This is a genomic window from Pyrinomonadaceae bacterium, assembly GCA_036277115.1.
In the GTDB taxonomy this organism is placed as follows: domain Bacteria; phylum Acidobacteriota; class Blastocatellia; order Pyrinomonadales; family Pyrinomonadaceae; genus UBA11740.
Genome location: DASUNM010000011.1, coordinates 132,450 through 153,091 on the forward strand (window position 1 = coordinate 132,450; position 20,642 = coordinate 153,091).

General features: G+C 56.9%; 16 protein-coding genes. 8 read left to right on the plus strand and 8 right to left on the minus strand.

What is annotated here, in order from left to right; genetic code table 11:
• Positions 1-134: 134 nt before the first annotated feature.
• Together VFX97_02385 and VFX97_02390 are read right to left on the minus strand one after the other, a co-directional pair.
• Positions 135-1,247 (minus strand): hypothetical protein, encoded by a 1,113-nt coding sequence (locus tag VFX97_02385; GenBank protein HEX5702049.1) that lies wholly within the window; start codon positions 1,245-1,247, stop codon positions 135-137.
• A gap of 229 nt (positions 1,248-1,476) precedes the next feature.
• The gene (locus VFX97_02390; protein ID HEX5702050.1) at positions 1,477-2,070 is read right to left on the minus strand and encodes a hypothetical protein; all 594 of its coding nucleotides are present in this window, start codon (positions 2,068-2,070) and stop codon (positions 1,477-1,479) included.
• A gap of 182 nt (positions 2,071-2,252) precedes the next feature.
• Here VFX97_02390 and VFX97_02395 point away from each other — a divergent pair, with 182 nt between their 5' ends.
• Entirely contained in the window at positions 2,253-3,737 is a 1,485-nt protein-coding gene (locus VFX97_02395) for an FtsX-like permease family protein (protein HEX5702051.1), read from the plus strand.
• Here VFX97_02395 and VFX97_02400 read toward each other — a convergent pair.
• From VFX97_02400 to VFX97_02420, 5 genes are all read right to left on the minus strand, one after another.
• The gene (locus VFX97_02400; protein ID HEX5702052.1) at positions 3,734-3,991 is read right to left on the minus strand and encodes a hypothetical protein; all 258 of its coding nucleotides are present in this window, start codon (positions 3,989-3,991) and stop codon (positions 3,734-3,736) included. The two genes, VFX97_02395 and VFX97_02400, sit on opposite strands and share 4 nt — an antisense overlap.
• A 24-nt stretch (positions 3,992-4,015) precedes the next feature.
• Entirely contained in the window at positions 4,016-4,585 is a 570-nt protein-coding gene (locus tag VFX97_02405; GenBank protein HEX5702053.1) for a zinc ribbon domain-containing protein, read from the minus strand.
• 208 nt (positions 4,586-4,793) lie between these two features.
• Positions 4,794-5,354, minus strand: a complete 561-nt coding sequence (locus VFX97_02410; protein ID HEX5702054.1) for a hypothetical protein — start codon at positions 5,352-5,354, stop codon at positions 4,794-4,796.
• Positions 5,355-5,360: 6 nt separating this feature from the next.
• Positions 5,361-5,942, minus strand: a complete 582-nt coding sequence (locus VFX97_02415) for a hypothetical protein (protein HEX5702055.1) — start codon at positions 5,940-5,942, stop codon at positions 5,361-5,363.
• Positions 5,943-5,966: 24 nt separating this feature from the next.
• Complete coding sequence (locus VFX97_02420) at positions 5,967-7,346, minus strand: tetratricopeptide repeat protein (protein HEX5702056.1); 1,380 nt, start codon at positions 7,344-7,346, stop codon at positions 5,967-5,969.
• A gap of 209 nt (positions 7,347-7,555) precedes the next feature.
• Here VFX97_02420 and VFX97_02425 point away from each other — a divergent pair, with 209 nt between their 5' ends.
• The 6 genes from VFX97_02425 to VFX97_02450 all read left to right on the plus strand — a co-directional run bounded on the left by VFX97_02425 (position 7,556) and on the right by VFX97_02450 (position 17,734).
• Positions 7,556-8,836, plus strand: a complete 1,281-nt coding sequence (locus VFX97_02425) for a Glu/Leu/Phe/Val dehydrogenase (GenBank protein HEX5702057.1) — start codon at positions 7,556-7,558, stop codon at positions 8,834-8,836.
• Between the two features lie 574 nt (positions 8,837-9,410).
• Positions 9,411-11,942 (plus strand): hypothetical protein, encoded by a 2,532-nt coding sequence (locus tag VFX97_02430; protein HEX5702058.1) that lies wholly within the window; start codon positions 9,411-9,413, stop codon positions 11,940-11,942.
• Between the two features lie 241 nt (positions 11,943-12,183).
• Complete coding sequence (locus VFX97_02435; protein HEX5702059.1) at positions 12,184-14,571, plus strand: YCF48-related protein; 2,388 nt, start codon at positions 12,184-12,186, stop codon at positions 14,569-14,571.
• A 297-nt stretch (positions 14,572-14,868) separates the two neighbouring features.
• Entirely contained in the window at positions 14,869-16,755 is a 1,887-nt protein-coding gene (locus VFX97_02440; protein HEX5702060.1) for a 30S ribosomal protein S1, read from the plus strand.
• Between the two features lie 150 nt (positions 16,756-16,905).
• Positions 16,906-17,226: an HU family DNA-binding protein gene (locus VFX97_02445; protein HEX5702061.1), complete on the plus strand. Its 321-nt coding sequence runs from the start codon at positions 16,906-16,908 to the stop codon at positions 17,224-17,226.
• Between the two features lie 19 nt (positions 17,227-17,245).
• The gene (locus VFX97_02450) at positions 17,246-17,734 is read left to right on the plus strand and encodes an HIT domain-containing protein (GenBank protein HEX5702062.1); all 489 of its coding nucleotides are present in this window, start codon (positions 17,246-17,248) and stop codon (positions 17,732-17,734) included.
• Here the strand turns inward: VFX97_02450 and hflX are convergent.
• Positions 17,707-19,407 (minus strand): GTPase HflX, encoded by a 1,701-nt coding sequence (gene hflX / locus VFX97_02455; GenBank protein HEX5702063.1) that lies wholly within the window; start codon positions 19,405-19,407, stop codon positions 17,707-17,709. The genes VFX97_02450 and hflX overlap by 28 nt on opposite strands.
• Positions 19,408-19,534: 127 nt before the next feature.
• Between hflX and VFX97_02460 the strand changes: the two genes are divergently transcribed.
• Positions 19,535-20,593, plus strand: coding sequence for a hypothetical protein (locus tag VFX97_02460; protein ID HEX5702064.1), 1,059 nt, complete (start codon positions 19,535-19,537; stop codon positions 20,591-20,593).
• Positions 20,594-20,642: the final 49 nt, after the last annotated feature.

The window sequence follows — 20,642 nt, forward strand, 5'->3', positions numbered from 1 at the left end:
TGGCTGAACACCTTCAAGTGATGATCAGTAGCACCGGTCGGGCTACTGCCCCGTCGGCCACCGCCGAACTGCTTGTCCAAACAAAAGGCCGCGTAATTTGCGCGGCCTTTCGTTTTCACCACTGTAGTAGTTTGCTACCTAACCCGTCTCTGCCGCGTCGTCGCAATCCCTGCGTCAGACAATCTTGCTAGCTGATTGATTCGCTGTCGCATTGACCGCACATATGCTTCCCGCGTGTTTGGATCGTATGAGGCGGCGCGGAACGCGTCGCGCAGTTGCTCATCTGAAAGTTGCGCCAGCTTCTGACCGATCCAAGCGGCGTCCTGCGCCGGAACCTTGCTCATCTGTCCATTCGCACGGCGCTGGCCGAAGAAGTACTTGGGATTAAAGATCGTCAGCACACCGAGGCCCTTTGGTTTGATGTCGTAGTCGAACTTCGCATTTCCTTTGTCATCAACCTTCTTAACCAAACGCGCGCGCGTGTAGTCCTGCACGTTGTTCTTCGATCGATGACGGCCACCGATCGCGCCGACGGCGCCAAGCGTTGCACCCAAATCACTGACCAGGTATCGAGCTTCGGTTCGATTCGTCTTCGGATCCTTCACGTAGAGAACGCCATTGTTCTTTCTCACGTCCCAGTTGTTTAGCAGCACCATCATCGTCTTTAGGCCATTCAATTCACGCGTGCCCTTGAACGGGTTTTTGGACCAGTCCCAGTGCTTGCCGCGATCGACATTCTCGCGTCGCGATTCAAAGCGCGCGCCCCGCACCGACTGGCCGTTCACGAAATTCTGACCGCGAGACAGTTTTTTCAGACCATCAATCTGCGCGCGCTCGAGATAGTAAGTTTCTTCCGTGTTGTAACCTGCCGCCCAAACTAAACGATTGGCGACGGTTTCCGCTTGCGCTTCGGGGCCGAGCTTTACTTTCCACTTCACGCCCCGCGCGTCGACGACCTCGAACTTAGGTGACTTTCCACTCTTGTCCTCTTTTACAAACTTGAACGGTGGTGTTGGCGCCAAAGCCTTTGATCCGGATCCGTAATACAAATCACGTTTGCGCATGTCTCCGGGATTGCGCCAAAGCACCGGCGTGCCCTGGTTCTTATTCTTCTTATCTTTGTTTTGCTTCTCAACCTTGTCTTTGTCTTTCTCAAGTTTGACGAATGAATAAACTTCGAGTGACGCAACGACGATCAGAAAACAGGCTATTAACGCGAGTGCGCGGTTCTTCCGCAAGGAATGCATAGTTGGCCTCAATTCAGGAGAGTGTGAACGGTGATTGCAGCCGGCGCGGCTGTGACGCGGGGGAATTCGCTGGACGAAGAGCAAATGCCGTGCTTGGGAACAAGTGAGCACTCTTCGCAACAGAAGCGTCACAGTCTCGCAAGACTGAAATCAATAAGGCCCCCTAAAAGCACAAAAGCCGTCCACGACGGACGGCTCTCATGTTGTTGGACAGAGGGCTGTCGGAGCTTTACTTGGATCCTTGTGCCGCAGCCTGTGTAGCAATTTCGGACTGAATTCGTTGCGCGTAATTCTCAACGAAACGTTTTTGGCCGCCATGGCCGTTCGAGGTGTAAAAGTCGAAGTTCTGCATTTCGGCGTACACCTGATTGAAGTTCCACTGATAGTTGTTGAAGCGATAAACCGCGCCCATCACGCCCGTGCGGTGACGCCCGCCCGCGCAATGCACGTAGAATTTTCCGGTAGCGGGGTCATTCACGAGTTTCAGGAACTGAGCGATCTGCTCGTCGGTGGGATCCTTCTTGTCAGGAATCGCAATGTTGACGTACGTCATGCCGAGCGCTTCAGCGTAACCTTTCTCCTTCGGCGTGTTGTCCGTCAAATCAATGATTGTTTGAATGCCTAAGTCCTTGAGAGATTGAAAATCTTTCTGCTTCGGCCGAGCGCCGCGATAGAAGCGTTCGTCCATCTGACCGAAGTTACTAATCTTTATGTTTGAAAAAGCTGCGTCTGAATTACCTTTCGAAATAGCTGCCGTCGCGATGGCGGCAAGCAGCGCAACGGCCGCCGTAATTCTGGTCAAAGTATGTCTGGGTGTTTTCATTTCATGATCTCCAGTTTAAGGGATTTCCACGACCAGGGAGTTATGCCGCGGCCGAGGTTAGGATTCGTGGAATGCGTGCGTAGTTGTACGCAAATTTCGCGGTAAGCAAACGACAAGTGTGCCGTTGTTTTGCGTGACTAAAAAATAAGTTAATCTCAATCACAGGTTCGCTGAATTACAACATGGGTTTCTTCGACATTCTTCGGTTGGCGCTTCGCAATCTTCGTGAAGCAAAACTGCGTGCGACGCTCACTTCGATGGGCGTGATCATCGGCGTCGCAGTGATCGTGACGATGGTTTCGTTTGGGCTCGGCTTGCAACGCAACATGCTCTCGCGCTTTCGCGCGCTCGATCTTTTCAACGAGATTCGCGTGATGGGAAAGAGCGTTTTCACGATGGCGATGAGCGTCGATCCGAAATTGGGCCGGGACGCGCGGCCGGGCGAGCGACGCGGGCCCTCGTTTCGACCAAATCAGGAACCCACGCGGATCCTGGATGATGACGCGATCGCCGAGATTCAAAAAATTCCCGGCGTCGCTTATGTCGAACCCGACATTAGCTTCACCGTCTACGTTCGATGCAACGGCCAGGTTTCTCCTTCACAGGTTGCCGGCACCTCGGTGCCGAATGCGGCGTCGCGCTTTCGAACTTTTGCGGCCGGTAAAATGATTAGCAGCCCGGACGCGAACGAAATCGTCATCGACGATGTGAGGGCCGAAACGTGCGGCTACGCCAAACCTGAAGATGCCATCGGCCAGACTATCGAGTTCTTATCAACGCGGAGCGAATTGTCTGACGATAAGTCGTCCGCAGATAAGACTGAGGAGAGCGATGAAGGAGGATTCAGCTTCTTCGGGCTGCCGCTGGAAGAAGGGGAGGGGCCGCCGGCGAATTCGATCGTCGCGAAGCGACTGACCATTGCGGGCGTGCTCGGCCGTGAGAAGCGTGAGGGCGCAGCGCAAGGCGGGGCGGGCGGATTAATGTTCAACGCGGGCATGTATGTGCCGCTTCCGATCGCGCGGGATTGGTCAGCAAAACACCGGGACCCGATGCGCGAGACGGCGCTGGCCCTGGTGCGGCAGAGTGGGCAACTTAACGAGAATCAAAGCGAAGGCTATGGCTCGGCGGTGGTGCGCGTTAGCGATCCAGTCGCGCTGACCGAGGTGCGGAAGCAGATTCACGACAAGGGATTCGGAAGTTTCTCGATCGTCGACCAGCTGGATCAAATTCGCACGGTGTTCCTGATCATCGATTCAGTGCTGGGACTGCTCGGCGGGATTTCTTTGCTGGTCGCAAGTTTCGGCATCGCGAACACGATGATCATGTCGATTCTCGAACGCACCCGCGAAATCGGCATCATGAAAGCCATCGGCGCCGAAGATCGCGAGATCAAACTAATCTTCTTTTTCGAAGCCGCTGTGATCGGATTGACGGGAGGAGTAATCGGGGTGCTGGCCGCGTGGGCGATCGAAGGCATCGCGAATCGTTTGGCCTATCGGTTTGTACTCAAGCCGCAAGGCGCTTCGTTCGTCGACTTTTTTTCTATGCCACCGTACCTCTGGATTGGCGCGATTCTGTTTGCGTTACTGATTTCGATTCTCGCCGCGCTGTATCCGGCTGCGCGCGCCGCGCGAATCGATCCGGTGTGGGCACTCAGACATGATTAACGGTTCGGAGAAATTAACATCAACACGACGGCAAGAAACACAATGGCAAGTTGAAAGATCAGAATCCCCGTCGCCACCATTCCGCAAATCCGGCCCGCGTTAGTTAAGTCCCTCCCGGATGGATCCATTTGCCCAAACTCCATCTGTCGCAAGTCGTCGTTACCCATTCTCCACGCCGCAATACCGAGGAACTGGCACACCACGAGCCCAAGGATTCCATAAACCAGGACGGTTGAACCACGATGAGGTTGCATGCCCTTCCTAATAGGACGTAGCGTTTAGTTTGTCAACGATTTTCCGCAAGAGTTACAAAATTTCGCGGTCGAATCTTTTTGCATCGCGTTGCAGTGCGGACAAGAGAGGCCGACGCGAAGGTTGGCGCCGCAGCCCGAGCAATAGGCAGAGCCGGCACTCGCTGCCGCGCCGCAAGTTCCGCAACGACCGGGCATGGGCGGCACGTAGCCGCCGGCTTTGCGTGTGATGTGCGCCTCAATTTTCTTCCAAGCGTCTTCCGTGAGTTTGTATTGCCAGTAGGCCCCGAGCGCCGGCAGTGCCAGCAACAGACCGGCAGACAGTGCGAGCGCGACGGCGGCCACCGCCGCTTTGTCAAACCACTTTTGCATCCCGATTTCGACGCGTGTCCCGCCGCTCTCAGGTGTGACTTTGATGGTGAGCGCCGCTGACAGTCCGGTGATGTCGCGCAAGGTGCTGGACTTGCGCGCTTGCAGGATGGCGGTCGAAGAGACCTGCATCGTCTGCAGATCGAAATTTTCGTCAAACAGGTCGCGCAACTCGGTCATCAACTTGATTGTGTCGGCTTCGACTCCGGGATAGTAGCGGCTTTCCATTTAGTTTCGTGTTCCTCCGGTTAATTTTTACGTGAGGACGGGGAGGATAGTTCAGGAAATTACGGGTGCGCTCGCGTTAGACCTCTGTGGATCTCTGTGAGTTCTTTGTGGCTCTGTGATGAATAGTCTTTCGACAAACTCAACCACAGAGACACGGAGCACCCACAGAGATACACAGAGGCAAAGTGGGCCGGGGCGTGTCCGGCCCTCACGGATTGTCTTTTTTCTTCTTATCAGCCGAAGGCGGCGGAAGCTGATTGCCGACTTCAATGATCTGCTCGGCGTGTTGGAGAACACGTTCGATGGCCGAGAGTTCGTCGGCATTTGTAGTTTGCGTGGCCATAGACTTTGCTTGCGTCACATAGGCGTTGGTAGCCGCGGTAAGCTTTCGCAGCGAGCGCGAAATCAGTGGACTCTTTTCGTCCCTCCTACTGACATCGTCGATGTTGGTGATCGCTTCGTCCAGAATGGAAGCGATGTCGCCCAATAATTGCGCGCGCGAACCTTTGGGCAGGTCGCCCCATTCAGGCTCGTCTCTGTCGGCCTTTTTCGTCTTCGGTTGTTCGAGGCCGTTGATGATCGCGAATCGCCGATCCATCGCTTTGATGAAGACGTCGATGCGCTTGTCGAGTTGCTGATGAAACCGAATCAGATCGGTTTCCTTGTCCGTCAGGTGATCGCGCGGCTGGGCACTCGCGTTCGCCGCAAACGAAAGCGATACGACAGCGAGAAGAACTAACCGGCCAACGATTCGCAGGGGTAGAAACATAAGAGATTAGGGGCGCTTGTTGTCCTGCGGAGTCACCTTATTGGCGTCCGCTTTCTTTTCCGGATCTTCACGCAGCACCGTGTTGCCGTAAAAAGACTCCAGCGCTTCAGTGCGCGTGTTGCGCGTGAACTCTTCGGCGGTTTTCAGGTGGATCGCATAATCCGACGGCGTGTCGCGGCGCATGACCGCCAGCCGGGGGATTTGCGCGCGCAAAGCGATGTCGAGCCGCCGGTAAAGGTCGCGGGTGCTGGATTTTTCGCGTGGCATGGCGCCGATGAATCGCATCGCGTCTTCAATCAACCCCAGGTAGGTGCCGAGGGCTTCGGAAGCTTTCTCGAACTCCTTTTGCGACGTAAATGCTTCGATCTGCGTCAAGCGAGCTGCAGCTAATTCAATGCTGAGTTTGACGCGTCCCTTGGCGTCCCGGGTGGTCGTGAGTTGCGATCTGTCGTCGCGGGCAACGAAGCGCATCGGCGGCGGAGTCGGCAGTTGCGGCACCAGCGGTTGGGCGAAAACTTCGCATGAGAGCAGAGGACTGGCGAATGCAACGAATAAAACTGAGAAGGTTTTGGCGAATGTAGTTCGCATTCGTTCTCGCTGGGATTTGCTGTCCTAGCCGACTTTGCGTTTCCCCTGGCCTCGCTTGATTTGCTCGCGCAGAACGGGGAGCCGCAAGTTGACTTTGTCGATTTCGAGCTGGTTGTTGGTTGCGTCGGCGCGCGCGAGAAATTTCTCGTAGGCGGCGAGCGCGTCTGGGTACTGTTGGAGATTATCATGCGCCGTCGCCAGGAAAAAGTAAGTTGGCGCCAGTTCCGGTCGCGCCGCAGCAATCCATTCGTACTCTGTGATTGCGGCGCGGAAATCCTTCAGCTCGTACAACGCGAGCGCCAGGTTTGCATGCGCGAGGTACTCGTCCGGCGTGCGCGCGATCACTTCGCGCAGGATCGGCACCGCCTCAGCGAAGCGGCGACCCTGTATTAGCGCGGCGGCATAACCGATCGCAAACCGGGAGTTTGCCGGCTCGATTTTCAACGCGCGATAATAATAGTCCTGCGACTTCCACGGATCGATGCGCCGGTACGTGGCTCCAAGTCGCGCGAGCAGCGAAGCATTTTTCGGATCGCGCTCAAGCAATTGTTCAAGCGCCGCGCGCTGTTCAGCCGTCGAACCATCGCCGCCGGCAATCTCAGCTCGCAAAGCGACCACCTCGGGAATCTGGCGATCTTTTTCCGGCAGCGCGTCGAGAATGCGCAATGCGTCATCACGCGCGCCGGCACGATCGTAGAACTGGGCCAGTTCAAAAGAGCCGGGGACATCGCTGCCATGGCCGGCCCGATCGAGAACGCGGATGTCGGCGAGCGCACCTGCTTTGTCGCCAGCGTTTAGTCGCAGCTTAGCTCGATCATGACGCGCCCCCAGATCGCCTGAATCAATTATTAAGGCTCTGTCGAGACTTGCGAGCGCGGCGATCTTGTCGCCTGCGCCTGATTCAACGAAGGAGCGCTTGCGCCAGGTTGACGAATTTGCCTCCTTTGACGCGGTCGCACGCTTGCTCAATGCAAGTGCTTCGTTGAGGTCCCCCGCGCGAGCGCGCACGTCGGCCAGCGCCACGAGGGCTTCGACGTTTTGGCTTTCCAATTCAACCGCGCGCCGCAGAATCGGCTCACCATTTCGATCGTCGTTGTAATAAGAGGACAAGAGCGAGCCGAAGCGGGCGTGTGCGAATGCCCAATCGGGTCGCAACTCAACGGCCCGATTGAAACCAGCCAATGCGTCCTCCTTACGGTTCGTCAAAAGCAGCGCCAGGGCGCGTTGAAATTCGGCCTCGGGAAACTCGGGCTTCAGCCGAATAGCCGCATCATAAAACTCAATCGCCGTTTTGTAGTCGTTTTTGGCGTGCGCGTCCTGAGCGCGTTCGAACAGTTTGACGGGATCATCTTCGTGATTGAGAGCCTGGCTGTGCGCTTGGGGAACAGCGGAGAGCGAGAGCATCAAGAGCACTCCCCATCCCCACTTAGTTAGCTGCCGCGCTTTCATCAGGTGGTTACTGCCGACTGGTCGTGAGCTTCGATGTTAGCACGCCCGCGAGCGTTGCGTCCCGGCCGGAAAACGTCCGGTTGCGCCGACTTATTCCATGCGTTAACATCCGCCAATCAGAAATCCCTCAAACGTTTTGCACATCTTTTTAGCGGAGCACTGTCATGAGTACTGCACTTGTCGATGACATCAAAGAAATAAAAGAAACCAACCCCTTTGAATCGATGATGTCGCGATTCGATCGGGCGGCGCAGTTGCTGAATTTGGATTCCGACCTTTACGCCGTCATGCGCGTACCGAACCGGGAACTGAAGGTTTACATTCCGACGCGCATGGACTCAGGCCGCATCCAGGTGTTCGAAGGATTTCGCGTGCAGCACAATTTCGCGCGCGGGCCGGCGAAGGGCGGCATTCGTTACTCGCCCGACGTAAACCTCGACGAGGTGCGCGCGCTCGCGGCGTGGATGACGTGGAAGTGCGCCGTGGTTAATGTTCCCTTCGGCGGTGCGAAGGGCGGCATCATTTGCGATCCAAGTCTGATGTCACAGGGTGAGCTTGAGCGCATGACCCGACGCTACGCGTCTGAGTTGCTTGATTTCATCGGACCTGAAAAAGACGTGCCGGCGCCGGACATGAATACGAACGAACAGACGATGGCGTGGATCATGGACACGTATTCGATGCACGCTCGTCATACCGTGAACGCGGTGGTGACTGGTAAGCCGATTGATCTAGGTGGATCGCGTGGCCGCCGGGAAGCCACCGGGCGCGGCATCCTGATCGTGGTCCAGGAAGCGTGCAAGCGTTTCCAAATGGATCCGAAGGACACTCGCGTAGTAGTTCAGGGGAGCGGCAATGTCGGTGGCATCGGTGCGTTGCTAATGCACGAGGCTGGATTCAAAGTCGTGGCGATCTCAGATGTGCACGGCGGAATTTACAATCCGGCCGGGCTGGACATGCCGGCCGCGATGAAGCATCTACAAAACACAAAATCATTCGAAGGATTTTCGGGCGCGCAACTTGTCACCAATTCAGAACTTCTGGAGCTGGACTGTGACGTGCTGGTTCCTGCAGCTACGGAAAACCAGATTACATCTCAGAACGCTGAACGCTTGAAGTGCAAGATTCTCGCCGAAGGGGCAAACGGACCAACGACCGCCGGCGCTGATGAGATACTTTATCGCAAGGGCATCTTTGTGATCCCCGACATTCTGGCTAACGCCGGAGGAGTAACCGTTTCGTACTTTGAGTGGGTGCAGGACCGCATGGGCTATTTCTGGCGGGAGGATGTGGTCAACGAGCGGCTGCGCGACACGATGGTTGCCAGCTTCAACGATCTCTGCCGTTATGCCGACGCTCACTCCGTTGACACGCGAACGGCTGCCTACATGTTGGCTATCGATCGGGTCGCCTACGATACGCGAATGCGCGGGATTTACGCCTAGGTTGTCCCGGCCGGGCCGTCGGACGGAGGGTTCCCGGGTGCGGCTGGCGGGATTTAACGAGGAGCCGTTTCCAGTTCTGACACACCGACGGAATTGGCGTGTCACACGTGACTGAAAAAACATATTCAAACTGGCGCTAAGTCGTGAAAAACTCTTGATTTCGCCGGATGGCAGTGATAGTCTTCGCCTCGGATTTCTAGAGATGGTGACGGGTCCAGATCGTTTCACACGGCTGGCGGGTGCGCGTTCCACGAAATCTTAGTTGACACTGGCGCGTAGTTTCCTTATAAGTAGCGCTAGATATCCGGCTTTAAAGGTTCAGGAGAGGTGCGGCAATCCATTGGTTCGACATCTCTTCAGTTATACCCTCAGCGCAAATTACCGTGTTTGATGGGAATTAGTTTTAGCTAATGTTCTCGCTGACGCTGCAGTTCGAGCGTCCTTATCCCCTGGAGTTAACTGGCAACGCATGCTTCGAGCATTTCACAATTCACTTAAGGATGCGGCCGCGCAGTTCGCTACCACTGGGGATTCGGCCCCGAGAAAACTTTCACAATACCGCAGGAGGAACGCGATGAGACTCGCGAATAGAGTGCTGCTTTGTGCGCTCGCAATTTTTATTTTGGCATCCGTGGCGTCTGCACAGACGCTCAGAAATGAAAACGATCCCAGAAACCTTTCGCCGTCGGTTGGCACCGGCGGGCCTGAGGGTGGGCCCACGGGACTGTTTACTATTTATGACGGTCAGACGTTGCGTCGGGGCGAGTTTACGTTAAGCATCGCCTATAGCAACTACGACCGCGATCCAGGTGACGTGGACATCGCAGATGTGCCCATCAGCTTTAACGTTGGTATCAACGACCATCTGGAATTGTTTTTCAAGACGACCGCCTATCGCGGTATCAAGGTAAACAACCCGCGTAACCTGTCGAGCTTCTATCTGCCGAACTCGCAGTTGAAATTCCCGCAGTTGGGAAGCGGCGCCGCGATAGTGCTGGCCCCCAATGTTACGGGCCCGGCAACGAGCATCAACGGAACAGCGGTCTTTCGGCCAGCGTTTAATCAGCCGTTCGTTCAGTATCCGTTCGTGGGCGGCTCGGCCGGAAGCTTCGGGCAAGGCCCGGGAAATATCATAGGTAATTCTGGCTGTCCGGGCTGTGTTTTCACGTTGGGTGTGAGTCCTCAAGGGAACAGCGGCAGCTTTAGTTCCGCGGACAACTTCCCGGGAATCGGCTCGCCGGTTGGTGGCATTCTTCCCGGAATCGTTTTGCATACCCAGACGCTTCCCGCGACGTTGTTGACTCTTCCGATCACAGTTCCGGTGAACTACACCGTGGCGCCAGCCTATCTGCCTGATGCCCCGTTCGTGAACCGTCTGTACGGCGAGTCAAGTTTCAATAATCTGGTGTTCGGTGCTAAGTGGCGCTTTACCGGTCCAAACAATCCGCTGGGTGTCGGTATCATCCCGTTCTACCGCTGGTGGATGGATAAGGGCGATGACTTTTCCGGCTTCAATCAAATGCAGCGCGGATCAGGTCCTGGCGGCGACATCGGTGACTTTGGCTTGATTCTGTTCGTCGATGGCCGTCTCAGCCGCTCAGTAAATGTCTCGGCTAACCTCGGTTATATTCTGAACAGTAATCCGAAAGGTACGTTCGGAGGAAATGAGCTGACAATGCTGGATCGGCCGGACGAGATTATCGCCGGCGTCGGCTTTGATTTCCCGATTAACAAGTACTTCCAGCCAGTGCTGGAACTGCGCTCAACGCAATATGCCGGTGGCCGTACGCCGAACGCGTTTGAGAACAGCCCGGTCGATGCGCTGGCGGGCGTCAAGATTTATCCGCGACGCTGGTTTGGTTTCGGCTTGGCCTACCGCATGCACCTCAATCAGCAAGATCGTTCAGCTTTCGAGGGTGCGGACTTCAACCGCAACATCAATCAGATCACCAACGTAAATCCGATTGGGCCGCAGCCAGTCACAGTTGTTCCGAGCACCAGTCGGCCCGCAACGGTGGGCAGTTTCCCGGCCGGCTTTACGCCGTCGGATGATGCGAATGGCTTCATCGCGCAGTTCTGGATTGGCCATCGTAACGCCCGCGAACCGGACGTGCTGCCGAACCAGGCGCCGGTTATCAGTTCGTTTGCGGCATCGACCTCGTCGATCACCGTACCGTGTCCGCCGGGAATGGTTTCTGATACCTGCCCGACGACGCCTACGACTTCAGTCGGTCTGACCACCACGGCGACCGACCCTGATGGCGACACGCTGCTCTACACGTACAGCACGACGGGCGGAACAATTAGAGGTGACGGCGCGAATGCGACCTGGGACCTCAGTGGTCTGGGACCGGGAACGTACACGGCGTCGGTGGAAGTGGACGACGGCTGCGGCTGCGTCAGCTTCTCTTCGACGACGGTGACGATTACCGAGTGCCGTGACTGCCGTAATCCGCTGGTTTGCCCGACGCTCGGTGTGACTTGTCCGAGTGACGTGGATGAAGGCCAGCCAGCCACGTTCACTGCGAACTTCTCGCAGGGAACGCCAACTGTCTCTGAGACCTACAACTGGACAGTCTCATCCGGAACGATCACCAGTGGTCAGGGCACCAGCTCAATCACGGTTGATACGACCGGTGTTGGTGGTGGCTCAGTCACCGCGACCGTGGAAATCGGTGGCGTGGACCCGAGTTGCAACCGCACAGCCTCCTGCACGGTGCAAGTCCGACAGAAGGTTGGGCCGCGCAAGTTCGACGAGTACGGCAATATTCGTTTCAACGACGAAAAGGCCAGACTCGACAACTACGCGATTCAGTTGCAGAACGCTCCAACTGACCGTGCCACAATCATTGGTTACGGCTCGTGCGAAGGCGAAGGCCTGACTCGTGCGAACCGCGCCAAGGATTACCTCGTGAACACCCGCGGTATCGATGCTGGTCGCATCGATACGGTCGACGGTGGATGCCGCGCCGAGCTGACGGTTGAGCTCTGGCTGGTACCCTCGGGCGCGACCGCACCGGCGGCTGACATGAGCGGCGCAGTTTCACCTTGTCCGGAATGCAAGCGGCCGACACGTCGTGGCCGTCGCGGACGCGGTGAAGAATAACTCGAACGTTCGCCGGTCCGTGTAACCGGGCCGCGACCTTCTTCCGAACATGGGCGGTGCTTCCGAAAGGACGCATCGCCCATTTCGTTTTTTTCGCGTTCTCTCCACCCCTTAACGCCTAAAGGCATCGAAATCGCGCATCCAAGTATCGAAAAGAGTTCCGCAAACAGTTATAATGCGGACGACCGACGCCCCGCAGTACCGATTATGTGGACTTACTAGCGAAAGAGAATTGACCTTCATGAAAAGAATTACCTTCAGTCTTATTCTGGCCAGCCTCGCCGTTGGTCTTTTGGCTTACTCGTTTTCCCCTTCGGTGCAGGCGGCAAAAGTCGCAACCGAGGGCGTGCCTTACACAACCGATTGGCGAATCACCGGTCCCAGCGGCGGTGATGTGCGGGCCCTGGTGATCGATCCGAACGATCCGACGCGTTTTTATTTCGGCACACTGGATGGACAAATCTACACGTCTGCGGATGGCGCGCGGACCTGGCGGCTGCTCGCTAATTTCATTCGCCCGCAGCTTTTTGTTGATAACATCGTCATCGATCCACGTGATTCGAAGGTCCTCTACGTGGCCACGCACCGCCACAAAGAACCGGGTGGCTTCTACAAATCAACTGATGGCGGTGTGACCTGGAAACAGTCGGAAGAGCTCAAGAACCAGGCGATTCACTCATTGGCGCAATCACGCCAAAATCGCGACCTGCTTTTAGCGGGGACCAACACGGGTGTGTGGCGATCGATGGACGCCGGCCGAAGCTGGAGGCAGCTTCCGACAACCGGCATGACCAACATCAATATTGAGTCCCTGGCCATCGATCCGCGGGATGACAATGTTGTCTATGCCGGCTCGTGGCATCTGCCCTTCAAGACCACGGACGGCGGTCAAACGTGGCGCGTGACGAACAACGGAATCATTGACGATTCCGACGTGTTCGCGATCGACATAAACGAACGCGATGCCAATCACATTATCGCGTCCGCGTGCAGCGGCATCTACGAAACCAGGAACGCCGGCGATTCGTGGAAGAAAATTCAGGGCATTCCGTCCCAGTCGCGCCGGACGCGCGCGATTTTGCAGCATCCGACCATCCCGGGCCTCGTCTTTGCCGGCACCACTGAAGGTTTCTGGCGATCGGCGAAAGGCGGCGAGAACAATTCGTGGATGGTCACGACGTCGCGACAATTGGAGATAAACTCAATCGCGGTCCACCCGGACAAGCCGAATGACATTTACATCGCGACGAACAACTATGGCGTGATGGTGTCACGCGATGGCGGAAAGACTTTCGTTCCCACCAACTCAGGATTTAGCGGTCGCTTTGTAAACACGATCATTCATGATCGCGAGCAGCCGAATCGCGTCTATGCGACGACGATTAACACAACGACCGGGGGCGGATTCTTCTTCGTCAGTAACGATGGCGGCGCGACCTGGCAACCGTCCATGCGGAACATGCCGCCCCGGTTGATTGGTTATGCCATCCTTCAGGACGAGGGCAATGCGAACACGCTTTACCTGGGAACCAATCTTGGCATCTATCGCTCGCTGGATCGCGGCGCAACGTGGTCCACGGTTGTGGGAAAGAAACCAGCCGCGCCGAAGAAGCGGGTAGCTCCGCGCACGGCCGCTCGCCGATCGGCGCCAGCGCGTAATACCGCGCGGACTCAACAACCGGTAAGCACTCCCGGCGAAAGAATCGTCGCTACTCCTCCACAGGCGGCCAGCGATGTCGTGCGTAAGGCGCAGGAAGCGCTGGATCGCGCGGGTTATCAGGTGGGCGTTGCCGACGGACAGATAGGCCAACGCACCATTGCCGCCATCAAACGCTTCCAGGCGGACAGATACCTGCCGGTGACCGGCAAGCTCGATCAAACTACGATTGCCGCGCTGGGCGTTGGCAGTATTGCATCGAATCTTTCGGCACATGTCACCACCCTGACAGAGCCGGTTAACTCTCTGGTCTCCTTCTCGGACGGTTCCGGGAAATTGGGGATGCTGGCCGCAACCAATGGCGGCTTGTACCGCACGTTTGACGCGACGCAAGGCTGGGATCGCGTGAACTATGGCCGCGGTTACGACGCACGAACCAGCGCCATCTCGGCGAGTGCTCAAAATTCGCGCCTTATATTCGTGGGCACGACAAGCTCCGGCGTGCTCGCCTCACGCGATGGCGGTGAAACCTGGCAACAGGTGGCGGGGGTTCCGACAAACTCGCCCATTAACATCATCGTTCAGGATCCGTTCCGCGCGACGCATATCTATGTTGGCACGAAGACCGCTTTCTACTCGTCACATGATGGCGGCCAGAGCTGGTCGCGGCGTGGCGGCGATCTTCCGTTCGGAGACTTCTCGAGCATCCTGATTAATCCGCGCAACACGAACGAGATCTTCGCCGGTAACGCTTATCAGAATGGCTCCACGGGTGGCGGTGTCTATCGTTCGGCGAATGCGGGTCAGACCTGGACACGCATCGACCTGCGTGAACTGCGTCTGCCGAGCATGCGTATTTGGGCGCTGGCTTTGGACCCGCGCGACCAAAGCACTCTCTTCGTGGGTTCGCATTCGGCGGGTGTTTACGTGGTCTCGCGCGGCGCGGAAGCCTCGCTCAGCTCGCTCCCTTAGACTTTCGCAAAGCCTTTTCCGCAGAAAGGAATTTTCCGTCGCCTTGACACTCAGTCGGGGCGACGTGTAAATTCCGAACATCCGGTCACGCGATCGGTGATAGTCGGACCAATGCGGGAGACTACGGGCACGACGGAAATCGAAACTGAAACCTCCTTTCCAACTCTTAACGCTCGCCTCTCAAATTTCCAACGCCGACTAATCACCAACTGAAGCGCCGCTAAGAAACAATAGTGGCTCTCGCGCGCGTTTGCCGGGGCGTTACAGCGCCTGACAAAGCGTTAAGCAGGAGTGTTCATGTCCACTGACGAAACCAACGGGATTCGCGAAAGCGAAACCACAACCAACAATTCTTCTTCTGATAATAACTCGGCGACCGCCGTCGCCCCCGCGCAAACTGCTCAACTGAGTAGTGAGCCTGAAACCGCCGTGACGCAGGAACTTGAACCGGCTGTTCCGCAGGAACAACGTGACGAGGACGAGCGGCGCAAGTCCACCGAAGACTTTGGACACCTGCTCGATCAATTTGAGCAGGAACAGTCCGCGCTTCAGGAAGGCGAAGTCGTGCGCGGCACCGTCGTCGGCGTGACTGAGCGGGGCGTGTTGATCGACTTCGGGTACAAGTCGGAAGGCATCGTCAATCCAAGCGAGTTCATGGAAAACGGCGAGCTCGCCGTGAAACGCGGTGACGAAGTGGACGTGCTGGTCAAGGCCATGGAAACCAGCGAAGGCTTCCCCGTGCTCTCGCGCGCCGACGCCGTGCGATTGCGCGCCTGGGACGATGTCGAGAAGGCCTTTAACGAAGGCGTGCCGATCAAAGGTCGCGTAATGGATCGTATCAAGGGCGGTCTGCGGGTGGACATCGATGGCATTCAGGCGTTCCTGCCGGGCTCGCAAGTAGACACACGTCCGGTTCGTAATCTCGATTCGTTACGCGGAAAAGAAATCGAAGCCAAAATCATCAAGCTCAACCGCAAACGATCAAACGTCGTCCTCTCGCGCAAGGCCGTGCTCGAAGAGCGCAACGCGGATCGTAAAGGCGAGACCCTTGGGCAGATTGAAGAAGACATCATCGTCGAGGGCCAGATTAAGAACCTGACGGACTACGGTGCTTTTGTCGATCTCGGCGGCATCGATGGTTTGCTGCACGTGACTGACATGTCGTGGGGCCGTTTGCAGAATCCGGCTGAGATGTTCAAGGTCGGCGACACGGTGCAGGTTAAGGTGCTGCGGTTTGATCGTGATCGGGAACGCGTCTCGCTCGGCTTCAAACAGCTTTTGCCCGATCCGTGGGAAACGATCGAAGAGCGCTTTCCACCTAACACCCGCATGAATGGCAAAGTCGCGAGCGTGACTGATTACGGCGCGTTCATTGAACTTGAACCCGGCGTCGAAGGCCTGGTTCATGTCTCTGAGATGAGCTGGTCGAAACGCGTGAAGCATCCCAGCAAGCTCGTCGGCCCCGGTGACGCGGTCGAAGTTGAAGTGCTCAGTGTGGATCCGAAAGCGCGCCGCATCAGCCTCGGCATGAAGCAGGTGCAGGACAATCCCTGGCGCACCCTCGGCGAACGATACCAGGTGGGCGACCGCGTCCACGGTAAGGTTCGCAACCTCACCGACTTCGGAGCGTTTATTGAAATCGAAGACGGTGTTGATGGGCTGGTCCACGTTTCGGACATTTCCTGGTCGCGCCGCATCAAGCATCCGGGCGAGCTCTTAAAGAAGGGGCAGGCCGTGGATGCCGTGATTACCGGTATCGATCCTGAGAATCGCCGGATGTCTCTTTCGATCAAAGAGCTGGAGCCAAACGCCTGGAATGATTTTGTGGCCTCGCACAAACCGGGTGACGTGGTTAAAGGGAAGATTGCGCGGTACGCCAGTTTCGGAGCGTTTGTCGAACTTGGCGACAATCTCGAAGGCCTGTGCCACATCTCAGAATTGTCCGACGAGCGCGTTAACAAACCGGAAGACGCGGTCCAGTTGGGGCAAGAGATGGACTTCAAGGTTCTTAGAATTGACGCCGAGAACCGCAAGATAGGCTTGTCCGCGCGCGCCGCATCCACCGACGACCCGATCGTCGAGACGAAGATCTACACTTCCGAGGCCAAGGGTGGCATGGCGTCGCTCGCGGAACTGGCGGATTTTTACACCAGCAAACCGACGACCGAGTCTGAGGAGTCGTAGAAATCGCTTGGGCACATGGCTGCTCCCGATTTGCCGTAAGCTGTTGCCACATAAGTCTTTCGGCCTTGCCCTGAACCCGCTCGTTTGATAAGGTACTCCTCCGCCGGATGACTCATCTCTCGATGAATCAGTGGTGGACGAGGTGATTAAATGACCAAGGCCGATCTTGTCGATGATGTAGCAAACGCCGCCGAACTGACGAAGAAAGATGCCGAGCGTTTGGTTGAACTGGTCTTCGACAGCATCATTCAAAGCCTGAACAAAGGCGAGAAGATCGAGTTGCGAGGATTTGGCAGCTTTCGCGTACGCGGCCGTGGCGCGCGTCGCGGGCGCAACCCGAAGACCGGCGAGCCGGTGAACATCCCAGCCAAACGTGTTCCTTACTTCAAAGCGGGCAAGGAACTCAAAGAACTAATCAATCAAGCCTCAGGCGCTCCGGTTGTCGCCGGGAGCGACAACGCCATCGGTTAACCGCCCGCCCGAAAACGTTGTGGAAAGGCTCTGGAGTCCCTGGCGGCACGAATACATCGTCACAGCCGGATCCAAAATGCCTGAAGGCCGTTGCATCTTCTGCGAAGCTTTTCAGAACCCGGCCAACGATGAAAAGAGTTTCGTGCTGCATCGCGCCGCGCACAACTTCATAATTCTCAACCTGTATCCCTACATCAGCGGCCACCTCATGATCGCGCCGAACGCGCATCTCGGCGAATTCGGATCAGCCCCGAAGGAAACAACTGACGAGATGATGGATTTGGCTAAACGCTGCCAGACGGCGCTGCGTGAAGTTTATGATCCGGATGGGTTCAACCTGGGGATGAACATGGGACGCGCGGCGGGCGCCGGCGTGGCTGACCATTTTCATCTGCACATCATGCCGCGTTGGAACGGCGATACGAATTTCATGTCAACGGTTGGCGATACGCGCGTGCTGTCCGAAGATTTGCCGACTACCTACCGCAAGCTGCTTTCAAAGTTTTGAGCGGACTCAGCCGAGACACTCGTTGCTGCTTCGATTCTGTCGAGAAGTAGCGGGAGGGTCGCTCGCCTGGTCGCCGAGATCGCCAGACTCTCACTTCCCGTGTCGGTTTGAATTTCTCTCTGCATCGCGGCTAAGTCTGCCCGCTCGACTAAGTCTGTTTTGTTGAAGACCAGCAGGCGCGGGATTTCCTGCAGTTCAAGTTCCGCCAACGTTCGATTCACCGATTCAACTTGCTGCTGCCACCGCGGATTTGCAGCGTCCACGAGATGAATCAGCAGGGAACTGCCGGCGATTTCTTCAATTGTTGACCGAAAGGCAGCCAGCAGATCCGGCGGCAGATCGCGGATGAAACCAACCGTATCGTTGATGATAACTTCCTTCTCACGCGGAAGTCGCAAACGCCGCGACGTCGGGTCCAGGGTCGCGAACATCCGCTTCTCCGCGAGTACGTGGCTCGAAGTCAGCAAATTAAGCAGCGTTGACTTGCCGGCATTGGTGTAACCAACGATGGAAACGATTGGCACGGCGTGACGCAGCCGTTCTTTCCTGCGTTGCGCCCGATGGCCGCGTTGCGACGCCAGTTCCTTTTCCAGCCGATGAATTCGATCGCGCACGCGACGGCGATCGGTTTCGAGCTTTGTTTCACCCGGTCCCCGTCCGCCGATCCCCCCTGCCAAACGCGAAAATGCTGAGTCCTGGCCGACGACCAGTCGCGGCAAAATATATTTGAGCTGCGCCAGTTCGACTTGAATCTTTCCTTCGCGAGACTGGGCGCGTTGCGCAAAGATGTCGAGGATCAACTGCGACCGGTCAATCACCTTCAAATCCGTGGCTTCGGAAATCGAACGAACCTGTGCCGGCTGTAACTCGCGATCAAATATCAGAGCGTCCGCGCCCAGTTGCATCGCGCTAATCAGCAACTCATCCAGCTTGCCTTTCCCCATCACGGTGCGCGGATCGATAGCCTGCCGGCGTTGAATTACTTCTTCCAGCACCACGACACCCGCCGAAAGAGCGAGCTCCCGCAGTTCAGCCATAGAATCCTCGGCTTCGCTGATCGGTCCGGTCGTAACGTTGACGAGGATCACCGCGTCGCCGGCGCCCGTGCGTTTTACTGTCCTGCGATTGCGCGCCAATTCAGCTTCGAGCGCTTCCATCAACTCGAGGAAATGGACGTTGAGTTGACTCGGGAGCGCAGGCTCAAGAAATCCGAATTGATCACCCTTCCCGTTTTCTTCCGCCGGCCGCGACGGCAGGATGTGAGCCGCGCGCACGACGCCAGGCAGTCCCGTGCGTTGGTCAACGTCGATCGCGGCCATCAAATCCAATCGCAGCAGCGCCAGGTCCGTCAGGTCGTCGCGCGTTAGTTCTTCGCCCCGCAGATGCGTGTGCACGCAACGCAATCCGCGAAAACGATCGCCCGCCACACGCACACGCTTGAAGTCCGGCAATTCGATCCGGCGCGCGTCGCCCACTGTCACGTATTCAATGTAACCCTTGCGATCGATGAGCACGCCTATCTGGCGATTCGTCTCATGCGACAACTCGCTTAATTGCCGTGCAAATTCCGGCGTCACAACTTGATCCGGGCTGATGCGGCGCTGGTAAAGCTTCTCAATGCGCCGCAACTGGTTCGGTTTCAGGCCGTTGGTGTTTCCGTGCAGGTTCCTCATTTATGAACTGTCTCATTCTAACCGAAAAAGCGGCACGGGCGTCCCACCCGTGAATTCACGCGCCAGAAGCGCGGGTCATACGAGTTCGACAACGCTCGTCCGCGTCGTTACCATGACGTTTTCCCTAATGAGCAAAGAGACAGCAATCAGACGCATCGTGCCCGCTGCGGCCATTCCCGGTGGCGAGGTCGCCGTCGAGTTGGATCTCCAGTACGGAGCTGCCGCACCGCGCGTGCTAATCGACGGCGCGGCGGCCCACGTCGTGGCAGATTCAAAGCAGAGAGTGTTGGCGTTGGTACCGGGCATTCAGGGCGGGGAGGCACAAGTCACACTTTCGGTTGATGATGGGACGCCGTCGATAATCGCCCCCTCGCGTCTTCTCGTCGGTACGAAGCTCACGGGCGACATTCATGCCGTCGCAAATCCAGCAGTCGATCCGGCGGATGGAACGCTCTACGTGACACGATCAGGATCTCGCGGTGAGCACATCCCGGTCTCGATTTATCGAATCAACTCTGAAGACGAGTTGGAAGAGTTCTCCGGGGATATTACAAATCCGACTGGCATCGCTTTCGACCATCGCGGCCAGATGTTCGTCACCAGTCGCTTGGACGGCACAGTCTATCGCGTTTCGCCGGTGAAAGAGTGCTCAGTCTTCGCGAGCGATTTGGGCATTGCGACGGGGCTGGCCTTCAATCAGGACGGCGATATGTTCGTCGGCGATCGCAGCGGAACGATTTTCAAAATCAATGGCATCGGCGAGGCGTCGCCGTGGGCCGAACACGAGCCTTCCGTTTCGGCCTATCATCTGGCGTTTGGACCAGACGATGCACTCTACGTTGCGGGTCCGACCGTTTCCAGCTTTGACGCCATCACGCGTTTCGACAAGTTTGGTGCGGCGGAAGTCTTCTTCCGGGGCCTGGGACGTCCGCAGGGACTCGCATTCGACACTAACGGGAACCTGTACGTCGCCGCGTCCCTGGGCGGCCGGCGCGGGATTGTGAAGATTTCAGCGGACGGCAAGAGCGCGGAGCTGCTGGTGGCAGGAATGAATGTTGTTGGGCTCGCATTCTCGCGGCCGGGCGATATGATCGTGGCTACGAACGATAGTGTTTACAGCTTGCGCCTGGGTATCGAGGGACTATTGTTATCGCAGGATTGGGCTTTGACGCGCGAAACACCGTGATGTTACTTTCGCGGACGAACTTCAATTTTTCATTCGGAAATCAGAATCG